Below are 18,532 nucleotides of genomic sequence, written 5' to 3' on the forward strand. Positions count from 1 at the left end.
TGACTTTATACTTGGCGGCTTGTCCCCATATAACGGATGAGGCCGAGCGCAAATGGACTGTGCAATAAGCGTGCAAAACCACCCTTCCGGTTTGACTTGCCGCAAGTATTGACACGATTCCGCTTGACGCTGGGTAAGGTTTTTGTAATTTTACAACCAACCTTTTATTCACTAACAAATAGCTGGTGGAATATATGACTATCAAAGTAGGTATCAACGGTTTTGGCCGTATCGGTCGCATTGTTTTCCGTGCTGCTCAAGAGCGTTCTGACATCGAGATCGTTGCAATCAACGACCTGTTGGACGCAGAGTACATGGCTTACATGCTGAAGTATGACTCTACTCACGGCCGTTTCAACGGTACGGTAGAAGTTAAAGACGGCCACCTGGTTGTTAACGGCAAAACCATCCGTGTTACCGCAGAGAAAGACCCGGCTAACCTGAAGTGGAACGAAGTGGGCGTTGATGTGGTTGCTGAAGCGACCGGTATCTTCCTGACCGACGAAACCGCACGTAAACACATCACCGCCGGCGCTAAAAAAGTGGTTCTGACTGGCCCATCCAAAGATGCGACCCCAATGTTCGTTCGCGGCGCCAACTTTGACAAATATGCCGGCCAGGACATCGTGTCCAACGCCTCTTGCACCACCAACTGCCTGGCGCCGCTGGCTAAAGTCATCAACGACAACTTCGGTATCGTTGAAGGCCTGATGACCACCGTTCACGCCACCACCGCGACTCAGAAAACCGTTGATGGCCCGTCTCACAAAGACTGGCGCGGCGGCCGCGGCGCATCCCAGAACATCATCCCTTCTTCTACCGGCGCAGCGAAAGCGGTTGGCGTGGTTCTGCCAGAGCTGAAAGGCAAACTGACCGGCATGGCGTTCCGCGTACCGACCCCTAACGTGTCCGTTGTTGACCTGACCGTGCGTCTGGAAAAAGCGGCTACCTACGAAGAAATCAAGAAAGCCATCAAAGACGCCGCTGAAGGCTCTATGAAAGGCGTTCTGGGCTATGTTGAAGACGACGTGGTTTCCACCGACTTCAACGGCGAAGTGCTGACTTCCGTGTTCGATGCCAAAGCCGGTATCGCACTGAACGACAACTTCGTGAAACTGGTTTCCTGGTACGACAACGAAACCGGCTACTCCAACAAGGTTCTGGATCTGATCGCTCACATCTCCAAGTAATGGCATGATGTTAAGCTGATAATGAGGGCGACATTTTTTTGTCGCCCTTTTTTTACCCGTCATCTTTCGAGTCACAGCGTTGTTCGCTGCACACACTCACCTCAGTCACTGTCTAAGCATGCGCCTGAGGGCCTGGTTGTGACCCGAAAGCTAATAGGGTCCATTTCTATTTCCGGCAAACAATAGGTTATGAAATGAACGAGAAAATTTTCACCCTGCCCGTTTCCGAACAGATTTCTCCTTACATCAGCCAGCGCCAACTCGATGAGCTGGGCGTGGTGGTCGTGTCGCACCCGAAAGTGCGCGCGGCGGTCGCGCTGCAGGGCGCCCATTTGCTGGCCTGGCAGCCCAGCGGTGAGCAGCCGGTGATTTGGCTCAGCAACAACACGCCTTTCGCCAAAGGCAAGGCCATCCGCGGCGGCGTGCCGATCTGCTGGCCGTGGTTCGGCCCGGTGGCGCAACCCTCCCACGGGTTCGCCCGCAACCAGCCCTGGAGCCTGACGGCGCACGATGAAGATGACAACGGCGTCATCCTGACCTTTACGCTGAAAGACAATGAGCAGACCCGCAAGCTGTGGCCGCACGCCTTCACGCTGATTGCTCGCTTCAAGCTGGGTGAAGAGTGCGAGATCGAACTGGAATCGCACGGCGATTATCAAGCCACGGCGGCGCTGCACAGCTACTTCCAGGTTGGCGATATCGATCGGGTCAGCGTGGCGGGCCTGGGCGAACCTTATATTGATAAGGTGGCGGGCGGCGTCGAAGCGCGTCAGACGGGCGAAGTGACCTTCGTCGGCCAAACTGACCGCGTCTATACCCGTCCGGAGGCCTTCAGCCTGATCCGCGATCCGGCGCTCGCACGCACCATCGAGGTTCATCACCATCATATGAGCGACGTTATCGCCTGGAACCCCGGCGTAGAGCTGTCCTGCAGCATGGGAGACATGCCGAACGACGGTTACAAGACCATGGTCTGCGTTGAGACCGGGCGCGTCAGCAAACCGCTGGTCGCCGCCGGCGAACAACCCGCCCGTTTGGGTGTGACCTTCCGCAGCCGTAAAAAGGCCTGAAACCCCGTGCGCGTCAGCGCACTACGGATGTGCAAAAGGGGCGCTCGCGCCCCTTTTTGATGCACACCATGCACACTTATCGTGCAATGCGCGATTAGAAGGTATAGCTCACACCCGTCATCAGCAAACCGGTGTAAGATTTATCCACCATCGGGCTGTCTTTCACTTCATCCGACAACTTCACATAGCGGCCGAGGAAGAAGGCGTTCCAGCTCTTGTTGATCTGGTAATTGGCGCTCAGCTCGAGATACGGCGCCCAGCTATCGCTCGGGGTGTAGCTGTCCAGACCGCTGCGGCGCGATTCATTGGCGCTGACGCCATAGTAATATTTGTTCTGGTTTTTGCTGTTCCACATCACGCCTACGCCCGGAACCAGCGTCAACGCGTCCAGATCAAACTTGTACAGATAAGCCACATCGCCCACCAGCCCGTTGCTGTAGTTCAGCGTGTCGCCGGTGAAGGTGGTGCGAATGGTGCCCCACTCTGCGTTGTGTGAATAGGCCAGGCCGGCCATCAGCGTGCCGCGACGCTTGTCGAGACGCTTCATGCGATCGTCGTCGCTGTCGCCCGGACGGTAGCCCCATGGCGTGTAATACCCCATGATGCTCAGCTGATTTTCTTGATCTTTCCACAGGTAGTAACCGGCGGTCAGAGTACGGAAGTAGAAGTCGTCACCTTCATAGTCGATGACGGGCACCGGATAAACGCGATCCTGATAACCGCGATACGGGTCCGGGCTAACCAGCGCGGCAGCACCCAGTGACCAGGTTCCCGCCTGGGCACTTTGCGCACAAACCATTGCGGAAGCGATAATTGCTAGCGTTTTGAGTTTTGAAATCTTCACTGGTTCTTTTTCCATAAATTACAGGGTTAATAGCCGCAATAGTTTATGTGAAAATTTAGTTACGCGCCTAATCTTTACAATAGAAAACGACCAAGATCGAATAACTTATAGCGGAATTATGAATTAATCATGGCGGAACGATGACGATTCATGCCGCAGGCCGCGCCAGACAAGGCATTTGGTTATCCCGGCAATAACTGAGTCATTGATATGACTTAAAAAAAGCTTTTTCTACGGCAGGAAATTTTCCGGCAAGCAAACTAAGCTTAAATCAGAAGGTGAATTTATCCTGGGCCCAGTGGCATACAGCGCAACTCGCGATAATAAGCGCACCAAGTTGGCATACGGGTTGCTGTACTCAGGCGTATTCTCATCTTTCGGGAGCCAGAACACTATCACACGCTCTCTTTAACCTGTGCTAATAACGAAAGGACGGGCATCATGAACATATTTGACCACTATCGCCAGCGCTACGAAGCTGCCAAGGACGAAGAGTTCACACTGCAGGAATTTCTTACCATTTGCCGGCAAGATCGCAGTGCCTATGCCAACGCGGCCGAACGTCTGCTGATGGCTATCGGTGAACCTGTGATGGTCGACACTGCGCTAGAATCACGCCTGTCGCGCCTGTTCTCCAACCGCGTGATCGCACGCTATCCGGCCTTCGAAGAGTTCTACGGCATGGAAGAGGCCATCGAACAGATCGTATCTTACCTGAAACACGCCGCTCAGGGCCTGGAAGAGAAGAAACAGATCCTTTACCTGCTGGGCCCGGTGGGCGGCGGCAAGTCCTCGCTGGCGGAACGTCTGAAAGCGCTGATGCAGCGCGTGCCCATCTACACCCTCAGCGCCAACGGCGAACGCAGCCCGGTCAACGATCATCCGCTGTGCCTGTTCAATCCGCAGGAAGATGCCACGATCCTGGAAAAAGAGTTCAATATCCCAAGTCGCTATCTCGGCACCATCATGTCGCCGTGGGCGGCGAAGCGCCTGCATGAGTTTGGTGGCGATATCACTAAGTTTAAAGTCGTGAAAGTGCGCCCTTCCATTCTGGAACAGATCGCCATCGCCAAAACCGAGCCGGGCGATGAGAACAACCAGGACATCTCGGCACTGGTCGGTAAAGTGGACATCCGTAAACTGGAGAACCACGCGCAGAACGATCCGGACGCCTACGGCTATTCCGGCGCCCTGTGCCGCGCCAACCAGGGGATTATGGAATTCGTCGAGATGTTCAAAGCGCCGATCAAGGTGCTGCATCCGCTGCTGACCGCAACCCAGGAAGGCAACTACAACGGCACCGAAGGCATCTCCGCCCTGCCGTTCAGCGGCATTATTCTGGCGCACTCCAACGAATCCGAGTGGGTGACCTTCCGTAACAACAAGAACAACGAAGCGTTCCTCGACCGCGTGTATATCGTCAAGGTGCCTTACTGCCTGCGCGTGTCGGAAGAGATCAAAATTTACGACAAGCTTCTGGATCACAGTGAGCTGACCCATGCGCCCTGCGCGCCGGGCACGCTGGAAACGCTGGCGCGCTTTAGCGTGCTGTCGCGGCTGAAAGAGCCCGAAAACTCGAGCATCTACTCGAAAATGCGCGTGTATGACGGTGAAAGTCTCAAAGATACCGACCCGAAAGCCAAGTCCTATCAGGAATACCGCGACTACGCCGGGGTTGACGAAGGCATGAACGGCCTCTCCACCCGTTTCGCCTTTAAAATCCTCTCGCGGGTATTCAACTTCGATCACGCCGAGGTGGCAGCCAACCCGGTGCACCTGTTCTATGTGCTGGAACAGCAGATCGAGCGCGAACAGTTCCCGCAGGATTTGGCGGAGAAATACCTGGAGCACCTGAAAGGCTATCTGATCCCGAAATACGCCGAGTTTATCGGCAAAGAGATCCAGACCGCCTATCTGGAATCCTACTCGGAATACGGACAGAACATTTTTGACCGCTACGTCACCTATGCCGACTTCTGGATCCAGGATCAGGAGTATCGCGATCCCGACACCGGCCAGCTGTTCGACCGCGAGTCCCTGAACGCCGAACTGGAGAAAATTGAAAAACCGGCCGGGATCAGCAACCCGAAAGATTTCCGCAACGAAATCGTGAACTTCGTGCTGCGCGCCCGCGCCAACAACAACGGCCGCAACCCGAACTGGACCAGCTACGAGAAGCTGCGCACCGTGATTGAGAAAAAGATGTTCTCCAATACCGAAGAACTGTTGCCGGTGATTTCGTTCAACGCCAAAACATCGACGGACGAGCAGAAAAAACACGACGACTTCGTCGATCGCATGATGGAGAAAGGCTATACCCGCAAGCAGGTGCGCCTGCTGTGTGAATGGTATCTGCGGGTCAGAAAATCCTCATAACGCCTCAGGTAAGCGGCATTATCAGGGCCATGTCCATAGTCATGGACGTTGCAGCGCAGCCCACGGAGGGGCTGACACATTGCGCTGCCGCGGCCGGGACATGAAGAGTTGGCAACGTCGTTTGGGGGAAGTATGGCCTATTTCATTGACCGGCGGCTGAACGGCAAAAACAAGAGCACGGTGAACCGCCAGCGCTTCTTGCGCCGTTACAAGTCGCAAATCAAACAGTCGATTGCCGAAGCCATCAACAAGCGTTCGGTCACCGACGTAGACAGCGGGGAGTCAGTCTCTATCCCCACTGACGATATCAACGAACCGATGTTTCATCAGGGGCGCGGCGGCACGCGCCATCGCGTTCACCCGGGCAATGACCACTTCGTGCAGAACGATCGCGTCGAACGGCCTCAGGGCGGCGCAGGCGGTGGCGGCGGCCAGGGCAACGCCAGCCAGGACGGTGAAGGCCAGGATGAGTTCGTCTTCCAGATATCCAAAGACGAGTACCTCGATCTTTTGTTCGAGGATCTCGCCCTGCCCAACCTGAAAAAGAATCAGTACAAGCAGCTGACCGAGTTCAAAACCCACCGCGCCGGCTATACCGCTAACGGCGTGCCGGCCAACATCAGCGTCGTGCGTTCGCTGCAAAACTCGCTGGCGCGGCGTACCGCCATGACCGCCGGTAAAAGGCGCGCGTTGCACGAACTGGAAGACGCGCTGACCCAGTTGGAAAACACCGAGCCGGTGCAACTGCTGGAAGAAGAGCGGCTGCGCAAAGAGATTGCCGAACTGCGCAAGAAAATCGAAAGCGTGCCGTTTATCGACACCTTCGATCTGCGTTACAAAAACTACGAGCGTCGGCCGGAGCCCTCCAGCCAGGCGGTGATGTTCTGCCTGATGGACGTATCCGGTTCGATGGATCAGGCCACCAAAGACATGGCCAAACGTTTTTACATTCTGCTTTATCTGTTCCTGAGCCGAACCTACAAAAACGTCGAGGTGGTCTATATTCGCCATCACACCCAGGCGAAAGAGGTGGACGAGCAGGAGTTCTTCTATTCGCAGGAAACCGGCGGCACCATCGTCTCCAGCGCATTGAAACTGATGAACGACGTGGTCGAAGAGCGTTACGATCCGGCGCAATGGAATATCTACGCCGCGCAGGCGTCGGACGGAGACAACTGGGCCGACGATTCACCGCTGTGTCACGAGCTGTTGGCGAAGAAGATCCTGCCAATGGTGCGGTACTACAGCTACATCGAAATCACTCGCCGCGCTCACCAAACGCTGTGGCGCGAATACGAAGATCTGCAAGCGAAATTCGACAACTTCGCCATGCAGCATATCCGCGAACCGGACGATATCTATCCGGTATTCCGCGAACTGTTCCGCAAACAGACCGCGTGAATAATATCGCGGTAATCATAGCAGCCGGAGAACCCGTTTTCCGGCTGTTTCTTTTTCACCCTGATATATCCCTCACACATAAATTTTGACCTTCACCGGCAAAATAATAAGCCGCATTATCCCGAATGACGACCTCTATTATTATTTCTTCTGAGGTTATTCCTAAACCTTCACATCCTCCCTCATGCGTCTTGATGGGAATATTCCCATTCAGTTATCGTTAACACACGCATCGGGTTCCACCCTAAGCGAAATTTGACTCATTTTATTTTCTATGGCTTCTCAGCCCGCTTCGGCGGGCAATTTACCTGTCAGCAGGTTAGACACCATGATCGATTACACCCTCTATGGCCTCAACAAGAATGATGTTGATGAATACCATAAGCAAATCTGCTGCCTGCTCGGCAAAAGCGTGCTGCTGGTGCTCATCGCCAACAAACCGATCACCAAACAGAATCTGCTGGCCAGTCTTATTCAGGAAGTTGAACAACAGCACGACGAGTATTTTCAAAAATTGCATCGCGCGGCAATAGAAATGATCGGCGTTAACGGGCGCTAGATCGATATGCGCAAGGCGGAAATCTACGCCATTATTGCCGCCGTCGTGGTGTTGATTATGCTGTTAATAATGAACTCCGGCAGCGATATCAGCGCTTATCCCTAATGTGAAGCGCAGCACTCCTTTGCCGCAAGGTGCCTCTTTTTTGGCCCGAAGCGCGTTTCTGCCCGGGTTTTATTTTGAACCGGCCGCTTCGTCAATCAATCCCGCCACGTCATCGGCATGGGAAACCAGCGAGGCATGACTGGCCTTCAGCACCATGACTTTCTTAGCCTGCAGCCGCTGCGCCATACGCCGTTGGTTCTCCGGCGCTATCATGCGGTCGTCGCTGGAGAGTTGATACCACGACGGTTTATGTTTCCAGGCGGGCTCACCGAGGGGGTTGCCGAAGGTATCGGCCAATGGCGCCTTCTGCGTCGCCGCCATCACCAGAGCCTCGTCGGCGGTAAGATCCTGGCAAAAGCTTTCGTGAAACTTGTCGTTCTTGATCCACAGATAACCATCGCTGTCAGGAATCAGATTCGCGACTGCCGCAGGAGGATGCGCTTGCGTAATGCCACCGGGGCTTTCACCGGCATCCGGCGCAAACGCGGCAATGTAGACCAGGCCGACCACGTTAGGCTGGTTGCCCATTTCCGTGATCACCGCGCCACCGTAAGAGTGCCCCACCAACAATACCGGTCCCGCTTGCTGCGCGACCATCTTGCGCGCCCGTTCCGCATCCTCAGCCAGTGAGGTCAGCGGCATTTCCACCGCATGAATCGCCGAATAGCCCCTGCGCGACAACTCGATAATCACCTTACTCCAGTGCGCGGCGCCGCCCCAGAATCCGTGCACCAGCACGATGGTTGGTTTTGTGCTCATTTGCCGACCTCTTCATCTCATTTGGAGGCGCTGTAGACAGATCAACAGCGGCCCTACAGGGACGCGCCTTGCAACCGGCGACGTCGCGCGATCTCCATTTATATAGTTATCACTGCGGCATTCGGCAATAGCTACGACGGGTTAAGGCGCTCGGTTTACAGGCGTCGTCATGACTTGCCGAGGCAGCGTACGCCGTGGCGGCAGTGCAACAAACGGGATTAAAACTAGGATTTTTACCCATACCGATCTAAAATCCCACGCAAAAACAAAGACAAGTAAATTTGGTTCACTGGGAAAAGGAATGAAGTTGTGAAGGAAATGATCTCCATCGTATTGATGACATGCCTGCTGGCGCTGCTGTTTTCGTGGCTGTTCGTCTACGGTCTTAACATTCATTAAACCTACAGCAACACCAAACCCCCCTTCCTGGCTGACCGGCAGCGCATCCGGACGATGCGCTAAAAACCCCCTCTCCCCGCATGTTTCTATCCCATCATTCGCCCGCCGACAGCTAAAAAGCCCCCCAAAGCTCGCCGGCGCAACGCGATCTCGCCTTCGTCTGCTCGCCCACTAAAACATCAATAATATTTATGAGTTATAACCTCGTCGCGTTTCCGGACGTCTGAATGACTATTTTCCTTCTTCACACCGTTCCCGCCTGAAATCAGGCTGACAACCTTAAAATGTTACCGGTAACTATGTTGTTGATTTCTTTTCGTAATAAGCATAAAGCCGTTAATAACCTTACATTCTTTATAGAAATAAATTATGCATTCTTATGGATAAAGGCATGAATTAACGGCCTTCGGTCATTGATTATCGCCCGCCAAGCTCCTAAAATTCGCGCGTAAAAATACAACTGGGATCGAGTTTCATGTCGTCGCTGTGGGTTGCAACGCAATACTGTTATTTTATTGGTCTGTTAGTTTCAATGATTTTCACCTACCTGGTAAGCAGGGACACCGTCAAAATTCGTTGCATCAGCGCGCTGACCATCGGGTTAACCTGGCCGTTGAGTCTGCCGGTCGTCTTGCTGTTTTCGCTGTTCTAACGCCCTAACCGGCTGTGCCGCCACGGATGCTTTTAAACAGCCGCGCTAATGGAATGGGTCAGCCGACGACGCTGCCCCCTCACCGGCGAAACAAGTGACGATACGGCGCATTGTTAAATGAAAGGCCATTTCCCCGCGTAATGTTTTACTTGGGGGGTAGACTATTCGCCGCGCCGCGATCGCCAACGGCGGTACAGCCGCCCCAAGCCCCATACCATCAGCCATAGTAAAATATTCCCCCCCAACCAAAGCATCAGCAGGTAGAGGAAAGTCTGATAACCGGGTATGCCCCGATCGGCGAAGAACGGATTAAAGTGCAAGAATTTGACGATCGCGAAGGGATTAAGATTGAAACGGATGAAGACGCAGGCGGTCAGCACAGGCGGCAACAGGATGTAAAACGCCAGGGTGAATATCAGCAGCAGCCTGGTGCCATGCGTGTTTTTATAATCTTTCATATCAGCGTATTGCTTGCTTCATCTCAGTGCGAGAATCGCCTGGCGATCGCTCGCCAATCGACCCTGCGGGCCAAAAATAGTTCCGCGCAAACGTAGGAATAAAGCCGGTTCAGCGTTTAATTCTCATTTAGCGCTCGGGTGATATATACCCTGTGGATTATAAATTACGATGCCGACGCGCCGCCTTCAACTGCAGCGTTTGCGTGGCGTCATCAGGAGGCCCTAATGAAACCGGACGCACTCTCCCTGCCGCCGAGCGCCAAAAAACTCAAAGTGATCTACGGCTGGTATATTTACGTGATCTATATCCTGCTGGTTTTCAACATTTACATGGCGGTCTACAACGTCTGCGTTCGGCATCCGATCGAAGCCCCGCTGCTATCGCTGTTTCACAGCCTGTTTCTCGCGCTGATGTTGCAACAGGTGCTCAAGAAAAACGTCGTTTTCGCCTGGATCTTGTTGGGCTATTTTATTCTGATGCGCCTGTATTACGCCAATGTGCTGCACATTGAGTTCACGTTGGTGAGCCGTGGCCTAGTGCTGCTGATTCTGACGCTGCTGCTGACCGGCACCGTGGCCGTCGGGCAGCTGGCCACGCCGCCACAGCGGCATGACTGGCTGGCTCGCCTAGGCTGGCGGCAATGGACGACGCTCGCGGCGCTGGCAGCGATCCTGACCCCGCTGATCACCACCGATTACCTCGGCTAAACGCGGTGCTATCTGGGGATATGGGGCTCTGAAATGTCTACGATGCGGCATATTTTGGTGTAGTTGCCTGCCTTCTCACAGATCTTGTCCGTGACGAACACGCTAAGGTAGCCCAGCAGCAGCAAGTAGCCAACCATGCACAAAATAAAGATAAGCGTTCTCACCGATAGCGACCAACCTGACAAGAGTATCTCCAGCATCATAACCTGAACGAGGCGCTTTAAAAGGATTTCATGTGCGCACTGGCCGCATCGTCGCACGTTCTGTAGTAACATTAAGCCACCACGCCAACCACCGGAAACGCCGATGCACCATCTGATGTTAGACATTGAAACCCTGGATATAAAACCCAGCGCCGTGATTTTGGTGGTCGCGGCGGTGTTTTTCGATCCCCGCACCGGGGAACTTGGCGCCGAATTCGAGGCCGCCGTCAGCAGCCAGAAAGATCAGCCGGGGCGAACCATAAGCCTGGACACGGTTGCCTGGTGGGCGAAACAATCCGATGAAGCGCGCAAGCTGGCCTTCGGCGGCACCGAGAGCCTCAAGCGCGTGCTGAGCAGTCTCAGCCGTTTTATCCATATGAACAGCACCGATACGGTAAAGGTCTGGGGTAACGGTAAAGAGTTCGACTGCGCGATCCTCGAACACGCCTTCCAGCAGTTGGAGATGCCCTGTCCGTGGAAATTCTGGGATACCCAGGATGTGCGCACGGTGATAACGCTGGCGGAACTGCACGGCTTTAACCCGAAAAAGACCCGTCCGTTCGAAGGCATGCCGCATCGCGCGTTGGATGACGCTCGCCATCAGGCCCGTTATGTGGCCGATACCGTCTCGGCGCTTTATCTCCGCCCGGGAGCGCAGAGCTGACCCGCTTTGCCCCTTTTCATTTGCCGCCAGAATCTCTACTCTAGCCCTCTTTGTCACTCGGACGTGCCTTTCCTGCTATGCAAAAGTTCCTGTTTCTGCTTCTCAGCCTGGTGCTGCTCGGCCCATTGGGCATCGATCTCTATCTGCCCACCATTCCCGCCATCGCCGCCGGCCTGGGCAGCAGTGAAGCGCTGATCCAATCCACCATTTCGCTGTTTATTCTGGTGCTCGGCCTCGGTCAAATCATCGCCGGTCCGTTGGTGGATAACTATGGCCGCAAACCGGTGGCGCTGGCCGGCATTATTCTCTACACGATCGGCGCGGCAATGGCGGCACTGGCCACCAGCCCGACGATCTTCATCGCGTCGCGCCTGTTGCAAGGGGTTGCGGTCTGTTGCACCGCCGTCGTCGCCTTCAGCGGCGTGCGCGATCGGCTGAATGGCGACGACGCCGCCCGCGCCTTCGGCTTTCTCAACGGCACGCTGAACATCATCCCGGCATTGGCGCCGCTGCTCGGCGGCCTGCTCGCCGAAGCCTTCGGCTGGCGCGCGCCCTTTTGGTTCCTGGCCAGTTACGCGCTGCTGGTGTTGGTGCTCATCGCGCTGCGCCTGCCGGAAACTCGCCCCGCCGACACCGTGCCGGTCAAAGGGCTGCCGGTGCGCCAATACGCGCGCATCCTCAGCGAACGGCGTTTCCTCTCTTTCGCGGTGGTGAACTCCGGGGCGATGGGCATGGCACTGACCTACGTTTCTCTGGCGCCTAACGTGCTGATGGGCACTGCGGGCCTGACTCCGCTGCAATTCTCGTTGGTGTTCGGCGCCAACGGCTTCTGGATCATGTTGGTCAGCTTCTTCGCTAACCGCATCATCCACAAAGTCGGCCGCCCGGTTTGTCTGGCGACCGGCGGCATTTTGATGGGGTTGGGCTGCCTGGGCCTGCTGCTGGGCGTCATGTGGCTTCCCGCGGCGGCGCAAGCGCACTGGCTGGCGTATATGCTGCCGGTCGCCAGCGCCTGCGCCGGGTTGGCGTTCGTGATGGGCCCGGCCACCAGCTATGCGCTGGAACCGTACTCCAATGAGGCCGGCGTCGCGTCCGCACTGGTCGGTTTCGTACAGATGGCCGGGGGCGCCGCGCTGGGGCTGCTGGCGATGGCGCTGCCGCTGCAACCGAAGCTGTCGCTGGCTTTGGTCATGCTGGCGGGCTGCCTGCTGGCGCTGCACGCGCGGCGGCTCAGCAAGCAGATTAAAGGACAGATCAGAAAAGTCGCCTGAGCCGCGGCTCAGGCTTCGGTAACGACCGGCACCCGTGCCGCCAACGCCGACAACAGTTCATAGCCTAACGTCCCTGCCGCCGTGGCCACCTCGTCCACCGGCAGGCGTTTTCCCCACAGCTCCACCTCGGCGCCCAGTTCAACGTGGGGACAGGGCGTCAAATCCACCGCCAGCATATCCATCGATACCGTTCCCAGGGTGCGTGTCAGCACGCCATCGACCCATACCGGCGTTCCGGTCGGCGCATGACGCGGATAGCCGTCGGCATAACCGCAGGCCACCACGCCGATACGCTGCGCGCCGGCGGCGCTGTAACGGCCACCGTAGCCCACGCGATCTCCAGACTTCAGCTGCTGAATGCCGATGATCTCGCTGCTCAGCGTCATCGCCGGCTGCAACCCCGTCGATGCGATATCGTTCCAGCATCCGCTCGGCGAAGCGCCATAGAGAATGATCCCAGGGCGCACCCAGCTGCCGTGGGTCGCAGGATGCCACAGCGTAGCGGCCGAGTTGGCCAGGCAACGCGGCAGCGGTACATCGGCCGCCGCCGCCTCGATGGTGGCCATCTGTTGAGTTACGCCTTCCGGCCCGTCGGCGGTGGCGAAGTGACTCATCAGCGTAAGCTCGGCAATATTGGCGACAGCCTGCGCCCTGCGCCACACCTCATGCAGGCGCTCGGGCGCAAACCCCAGCCGATTCATGCCGCTGTTCACTTTCAGATAGACATCAAGCGGCGCACTCAGCTTTGCGTCGGCGATCGCCGCCAGTTGCCAGTCGCTGTGCACCGCCGTCGTCAGGCGATAACGATCGAGCAAGGCCAGATCCTGTCGCTGGAAGAAGCCTTCCAACAACAGGATCGGCCCCTGCCAACCGGACTCGCGCAGCAACACCGCTTCGGCCAGATCCAGCATGGCGAAGCCGTCGGTGTGCGCCATGCTGCGCCAAACGTGTTTGATGCCGTGGCCATAGGCGTTGGCCTTGACCACCGCCCAGACTTTGGCGCCGGGGGCGAAACGGCGCACCACCTGCAGGTTGTTTTCAATTGCACCGAGATGCATCGTGGCGGTTATCGGACGGGGCATCGCTTCTCCTTGGGGCAGCGTACAGCGGCCACGCGCGCCTGCGCGTGGCCGAAAAAGTCTATGACAGCGTCGACGATTAACGTGCGGGATGCACGTCGTTCAGCGGAACCGCGTGTTGCTGGCGAAATCCGGCGCTGTAACGCGCCACCGCCAGGTCATCGGAAGGGATTGCCGGCGTAATGCCGGACATCAGATCGGACAACAACTGCCCGGAACCGCAGGCCATGGTCCAGCCGAGCGTGCCATGCCCGGTGTTGAGGTACAGGTTTTTCAACGAGGTGCGGCCGACGATCGGCGTGCCGTCCGGCGTCATCGGGCGCAAGCCGGTCCAGAACGTCGCCTCTTCCACTCTGCCGCCGTTCGGGTAGAGATCGCGCACCACCATCTCCAGCGTTTCTCGCCGCTTTTGCTCCAGCTGAGTATTGAAACCGACGATCTCCGCCATGCCGCCGACGCGAATGCGCTGGTCGAAGCGCGTGATGGCGATTTTATACGTCTCATCCAGTACCGTAGAGAATGGCGCCGCCGCCTCATCGACGATAGGGATCGTCAGCGAATAGCCCTTGAGCGGGTAAACCGGAATAGACACCAGGCCGCGCAGCAGCGCCGTGGAGTACGAACCGAACGCCACCACATAGCTATCGGCTTTGAACACTTCCTCGCCGCACTGTACGCCGGCGATCTTGTCCCCCTCCACCAACAGACGGTCTACGCTGCGGTTGAACAGGAAGGTCACGCCCGCCTGCTCAGCCATCTTCGCCAACTGTTGCGTAAACAGTTGGCAATCGCCGGTTTCGTCGTTCGGCAACTGCAGGCCGCCGGTCAGCTTGTGCGCCACCTGCGCCAGCGCAGGCTCAACGCTGCCGAGTTGGCCGGCCTCCAGCAATCGGTAAGGCACTCCGGCATCTTCCAATACCGCAATATCTTTCGCGGCGTTTTCGAACTGTTGTTGGGTGCGGAACAGCTGCAGCGTGCCGCCCTGACGGCCTTCGTACTGGATGCCGGTTTCCTGCCGCAGCGCCTTGATGCAGTCGCGGCTGTATTCCGCCAGGCGCACCATGCGGCCTTTGTTGGTCATGTAGTGTTCGGTGTTGCAGTTTTTCAGCATCTGCCACATCCAGTTCAGCTGGAAGCTGCTGCCGTCGAGACGGATCGCCAGCGGCGCATGGCGTTGGAACATCCACTTAATGGCCTTCAGCGGCACGCCCGGCGCCGCCCAGGGAGCGGCATAGCCCGGTGAAATCTGCCCGGCGTTCGCCGCGCTGGTTTCCAGTGCCGGGCCAGGCTGACGATCGATCACCGTCACCTCATGCCCAGCCTTCGCCAAATACCAGGCACTGGCTACGCCCACCACTCCACTACCTAAAATTACCACTCGCATCGCTGACTCCAGCCCAAGGCTTCACAAAGCACAATCTTCTGCTAACAGGAAATTAACTCAGTGAAAAAATCCGTCCAACAACTTCGTCATCAAACGTGACAATATTCACAATTAATTTATCGTCGATGGCCCGCGCATTTGCAATAGCCGCCAGAAAATAGCGATAAGATACGGTTTAAGGGGGTTTATGGCGCGAGGTCACCCCTGATTCGCTAGCATTGCTATCATTGATGTCATGGAAAATTGGCGTGATAAGCAACATGGATTTAACAGAATATAAAAATATCAGCTAACCTATAAATAGAATAAAAAACCACAAAAACAAAAAATACCAAAACAACTGGCAAATAACGGCACCACCCGCTGCAGCAGAAAAATCGCGTAAATTTTCAGCCCTTAATAGCCTTATTTTTACTGTTGGAATAAAGCGGCGTTCACTGTGGCGCCATCTTGTTTTCGCTGCAGCACGATATGAACGTTCAAGCCCCCAGCCGCGCCCAGAGTTCATACTGTCGCTATTCAGGAGAACCTCGCATGTTCATCGCTCTCTATCAGTTCTCAGTCAAAACCGGACACGAACACGCTTTTCGCCAGGCCTGGCTTGAATTGACGCAGGGCATCTATCAGCAACGCGGCAGCCTGGGCTCGCGCCTGCATCGGGAGGTGAACGGCAAATATATCGGCTATGCGCAGTGGCCAAGCCGCTCGGCATGGGAAAACGCCGGTGATATTCAGCTGGATGAACGGTACCGAGCGGCTCGGGATCGTATGCGCGCCACTTTATTGGCGGATGAAACGCTATTTGAAATGGACGTCACGGACGATTACCTGCAAATCAGGTCGTTCGACTGACCACAAGCCCACGCGTGCGGGCTTGTGGTGGCAGAAGAGAGAAGCATCAATGATGCAGCATCTCGTCCACGACTTCTTTGGTCTGCAGCTGGAATGGGTAGTAGGTCGGCCAGTTATCCATCTCTTTCAGCAACGCCTCCTGCGACGTGTTGCCCATAAAGATATGGAAATGCGCCGATTTGCGCGGCCCGATAATGTGATCGCTGAACTGTACGAATTTCGGCGCCTGGCTGTCGGCATCCTGGCACTCGAACAGATAACGCACGCCTTTCTTACCGGAGACATACGTTAGGATCTTATGCCCGGCGTACTTGTACTGACAGGCGCTGGATTGGTCGCCACGGTGAAATTCCATGATACCGTTCTCAATGCCAATGGTATCCACATCGGTGGCGTAACCTTTGCGGTAATACGCCTTCACCTCTGCGAAGGTTTTGCTCTTATCCTGCGCCGCTTTCTTCTTGAACACCGGGTCAAGATCCCCATTGATCAGATACGGATACACGGATTGCCATACGCCCTCCCAATCCGCCAGGTCGCGATCTTTGACGTCTTTATCGTCGAACACGCCTCCCTCCGCCTTTTTTTCCACTTCCGTCAGCGGCTTACCATGTGAATGATGCCCGTGAGCCAACGTTTGCCCACTGATGAACAGCGCCGCCAGCGCCACTGCCAATTTGCCCAAATGCCTCGTCAAAACGCGCTCCTTGTCCGTTATTGAGAAAAATGAAAAGTTACAATATAACATAACAGTTTTCAATCCCTGTCGCACAGCAGGCAATGTGTTGCACGCCCCTGCCGCAGGGCTATACTCGGAGAAGATGCGCGGTGTTGCACCGCCTTCTGCCGGGACGGGCGCCGGATCGACCGCCGTTCGCCCCTTTGCGTACCGGCATTTTTATTTCACTGATTTGCAATGGTTAATTATGACTTGAACTATGCTTGTTACAGGGTCTGCCGTTTGAGCAAGGCCCGTGAATAATGAGGGTGCGCTGATGACTACTTCAACACATGACAAGGTTAAGGATGATAAACGTCTGAGCGATGGACCGGACTGGACGTTCGAACTGCTGCAGGTGTATTTGGAGCAGATCGACCGCGTCGCCAAGCATTACCGGCTCGACACCTACCCCCATCAGATCGAGGTGATCACCTCAGAACAGATGATGGACGCCTATTCGAGCGTCGGCATGCCGATCAACTATACCCATTGGTCCTTCGGCAAAAAATTCATCGAAACCGAGCAGCGCTACAAACAGGGCCAGCAAGGGCTGGCGTATGAAATCGTCATCAACTCCAATCCCTGCATCGCCTACCTGATGGAGGAGAACACCATCACCATGCAGGCGCTGGTGATGGCGCACGCCTGCTATGGCCACAACTCGTTCTTCAAGAATAACTACCTGTTCCGCAGTTGGACCGACGCCAGCTCCATCGTCGATTACCTGCTGTTTGCTCGCCACTACATCAGCCAGTGCGAAGAACGCTACGGCGTCGAAGAAGTGGAACGGCTGCTGGACTCCTGCCATGCGCTGATGAACTACGGGGTCGACAGGTACAAACGCCCGCAAAAAATCTCTTTGGTGGAAGAAAAAGCGCGCCAGAAAAGCCGCGAAGAGTATCTGCAAAGCCAGGTGAATACGCTGTGGAAGACCCTGCCACGCGTCGAGCGCGAAGAGTCGCCTGAGCAGGCGCGCCGATATCCGAGCGAACCGCAGGAAAATATCCTCTATTTTATCGAGAAGAATGCGCCGCTGCTGGAACCGTGGCAGCGTGAGGTGCTGCGCATCGTGCGCAAAGTCAGCCAATATTTCTACCCGCAAAAACAGACCCAGGTAATGAACGAGGGGTGGGCGACCTTCTGGCACTACACCATCCTTAACCATCTTTACGACGAAGGCCGGGTGACCGAGCGGTTCATGCTGGAGTTTTTGCACAGCCACACCAACGTGGTTTATCAGCCGCCGTACAACAGCCCATACTATAACGGCATCAACCCCTACGCGCTGGGCTTCGCCATGTTCCAGGACATCAAGCGCATCTGCCAATCGCCGACCGAGGAAGATCGCTACTGGTTCCCGGACATCGCCGGTAAAGACTGGTTGGACACGTTGCACTTCGCCATGCGCGACTTTAAGGATGAGAGCTTTATCAGCCAGTTCCTGTCGCCCAAAGTGATGCGCGACTTCCGCTTGTTTACCGTGCTGGACGACGATCGCAACAACTACCTGGAAATTGCCGCGATCCATAACGAAGCGGGCTACCGGGCAATCCGCCAGGAGCTGTCGGCTCAATACAATCTGAGCAACCACGAGCCGAACATTCAGATCTGGAACGTAGACCTGCGCGGCGACCGTTCGCTGACGCTGCGCTACATCCCGCAGGAGCGCGCGCCGCTCGATAAGAGCCGCCGCGACGTGTTGAAGCACCTGCATCGCCTGTGGGGCTTCGACGTGATCCTCGAGCAGCAAAACGAAGACGGCAGCGTGGAATTGCTCGACCGCTGCCCGCCGCGGCCTACGCCGCTGTAACCGCCATAACGACAAAGGGCGCCAACA

Annotated in this window: 17 protein-coding genes; 11 read left to right on the forward strand and 6 right to left on the reverse strand. The window is 56.0% G+C overall.

Features of this window, described 5'->3' with window-relative positions:
• Positions 1–194 precede the first annotated feature (194 nt).
• Together gapA and EDY99_RS10665 are read left to right on the forward strand one after the other, a co-directional pair.
• Positions 195–1,190, forward strand: coding sequence for a glyceraldehyde-3-phosphate dehydrogenase (gapA, locus tag EDY99_RS10660; RefSeq protein ID WP_004932222.1), 996 nt, complete (start codon positions 195–197; stop codon positions 1,188–1,190).
• A gap of 194 nt (positions 1,191–1,384) precedes the next feature.
• Entirely contained in the window at positions 1,385–2,260 is an 876-nt protein-coding gene (locus tag EDY99_RS10665; RefSeq protein ID WP_033643316.1) for a D-hexose-6-phosphate mutarotase, read from the forward strand.
• 94 nt (positions 2,261–2,354) lie between these two features.
• On the opposite strand, the gene EDY99_RS10670 is transcribed toward EDY99_RS10665, so the two are convergent.
• Complete coding sequence (locus tag EDY99_RS10670) at positions 2,355–3,119, reverse strand: MipA/OmpV family protein (protein ID WP_033643317.1); 765 nt, start codon at positions 3,117–3,119, stop codon at positions 2,355–2,357.
• A 426-nt stretch (positions 3,120–3,545) separates the two neighbouring features.
• Here EDY99_RS10670 and yeaG point away from each other — a divergent pair, with 426 nt between their 5' ends.
• The 3 genes from yeaG to EDY99_RS10685 all read left to right on the forward strand — a co-directional run bounded on the left by yeaG (position 3,546) and on the right by EDY99_RS10685 (position 7,440).
• Positions 3,546–5,480 carry a protein kinase YeaG gene (gene yeaG / locus EDY99_RS10675; RefSeq protein ID WP_016927472.1) on the forward strand — a complete coding sequence of 645 codons (1,935 nt, stop codon included), beginning with the start codon at positions 3,546–3,548 and terminating at the stop codon, positions 5,478–5,480.
• 132 nt (positions 5,481–5,612) lie between these two features.
• On the forward strand, positions 5,613–6,881 hold the full coding sequence (locus EDY99_RS10680; protein WP_033643318.1) for a YeaH/YhbH family protein: 1,269 nt from the start codon (positions 5,613–5,615) through the stop codon (positions 6,879–6,881).
• A gap of 328 nt (positions 6,882–7,209) precedes the next feature.
• The gene (locus EDY99_RS10685) at positions 7,210–7,440 is read left to right on the forward strand and encodes a hypothetical protein (protein WP_033643319.1); all 231 of its coding nucleotides are present in this window, start codon (positions 7,210–7,212) and stop codon (positions 7,438–7,440) included.
• A gap of 174 nt (positions 7,441–7,614) precedes the next feature.
• Here the strand turns inward: EDY99_RS10685 and EDY99_RS10690 are convergent, their stop codons facing one another.
• Positions 7,615–8,304, reverse strand: coding sequence for an alpha/beta hydrolase (locus tag EDY99_RS10690; protein ID WP_033643320.1), 690 nt, complete (start codon positions 8,302–8,304; stop codon positions 7,615–7,617).
• A gap of 874 nt (positions 8,305–9,178) precedes the next feature.
• Between EDY99_RS10690 and EDY99_RS10695 the strand changes: the two genes are divergently transcribed.
• The gene (locus tag EDY99_RS10695) at positions 9,179–9,355 is read left to right on the forward strand and encodes a GhoT/OrtT family toxin (RefSeq protein WP_033634815.1); all 177 of its coding nucleotides are present in this window, start codon (positions 9,179–9,181) and stop codon (positions 9,353–9,355) included.
• Positions 9,356–9,516: 161 nt separating this feature from the next.
• Here the strand turns inward: EDY99_RS10695 and EDY99_RS10700 are convergent, their stop codons facing one another.
• Entirely contained in the window at positions 9,517–9,813 is a 297-nt protein-coding gene (locus EDY99_RS10700) for a hypothetical protein (protein WP_123061745.1), read from the reverse strand.
• 225 nt (positions 9,814–10,038) lie between these two features.
• On the opposite strand from EDY99_RS10700, the gene EDY99_RS10705 reads away from it, so the two are divergent.
• The 3 genes from EDY99_RS10705 to EDY99_RS10720 all read left to right on the forward strand — a co-directional run bounded on the left by EDY99_RS10705 (position 10,039) and on the right by EDY99_RS10720 (position 12,659).
• A complete protein-coding gene (locus EDY99_RS10705; RefSeq protein WP_033643322.1) occupies positions 10,039–10,521 on the forward strand; it encodes a hypothetical protein in 483 nt (160 codons plus the stop codon).
• A 306-nt stretch (positions 10,522–10,827) separates the two neighbouring features.
• On the forward strand, positions 10,828–11,388 hold the full coding sequence (locus EDY99_RS10715; protein WP_123061746.1) for a 3'-5' exonuclease: 561 nt from the start codon (positions 10,828–10,830) through the stop codon (positions 11,386–11,388).
• Positions 11,389–11,465: 77 nt separating this feature from the next.
• Positions 11,466–12,659 carry a Bcr/CflA family efflux MFS transporter gene (locus EDY99_RS10720; protein WP_033643326.1) on the forward strand — a complete coding sequence of 398 codons (1,194 nt, stop codon included), beginning with the start codon at positions 11,466–11,468 and terminating at the stop codon, positions 12,657–12,659.
• 8 nt (positions 12,660–12,667) lie between these two features.
• Here the strand turns inward: EDY99_RS10720 and dadX are convergent, their stop codons facing one another.
• Positions 12,668–13,741: a catabolic alanine racemase DadX gene (gene dadX / locus EDY99_RS10725; RefSeq protein WP_033643327.1), complete on the reverse strand. Its 1,074-nt coding sequence runs from the start codon at positions 13,739–13,741 to the stop codon at positions 12,668–12,670.
• Positions 13,742–13,817: 76 nt separating this feature from the next.
• Positions 13,818–15,122 (reverse strand): D-amino acid dehydrogenase, encoded by a 1,305-nt coding sequence (locus EDY99_RS10730; protein WP_046687235.1) that lies wholly within the window; start codon positions 15,120–15,122, stop codon positions 13,818–13,820.
• 534 nt (positions 15,123–15,656) lie between these two features.
• On the opposite strand from EDY99_RS10730, the gene EDY99_RS10735 reads away from it, so the two are divergent.
• On the forward strand, positions 15,657–15,974 hold the full coding sequence (locus tag EDY99_RS10735; protein WP_033643329.1) for an antibiotic biosynthesis monooxygenase: 318 nt from the start codon (positions 15,657–15,659) through the stop codon (positions 15,972–15,974).
• Between the two features lie 46 nt (positions 15,975–16,020).
• Here the strand turns inward: EDY99_RS10735 and zinT are convergent, their stop codons facing one another.
• The gene (gene zinT, locus EDY99_RS10740) at positions 16,021–16,671 is read right to left on the reverse strand and encodes a metal-binding protein ZinT (protein WP_033643330.1); all 651 of its coding nucleotides are present in this window, start codon (positions 16,669–16,671) and stop codon (positions 16,021–16,023) included.
• A gap of 298 nt (positions 16,672–16,969) precedes the next feature.
• On the opposite strand from zinT, the gene EDY99_RS10745 reads away from it, so the two are divergent.
• On the forward strand, positions 16,970–18,505 hold the full coding sequence (locus EDY99_RS10745) for a SpoVR family protein (protein WP_033643331.1): 1,536 nt from the start codon (positions 16,970–16,972) through the stop codon (positions 18,503–18,505).
• The last annotated feature ends 27 nt before the right edge of the window (positions 18,506–18,532 follow it).

Origin of the sequence: Serratia sp. LS-1 (assembly GCF_003719595.1) — a bacterium.
In the GTDB taxonomy this organism is placed as follows: domain Bacteria; phylum Pseudomonadota; class Gammaproteobacteria; order Enterobacterales; family Enterobacteriaceae; genus Serratia; species Serratia ureilytica.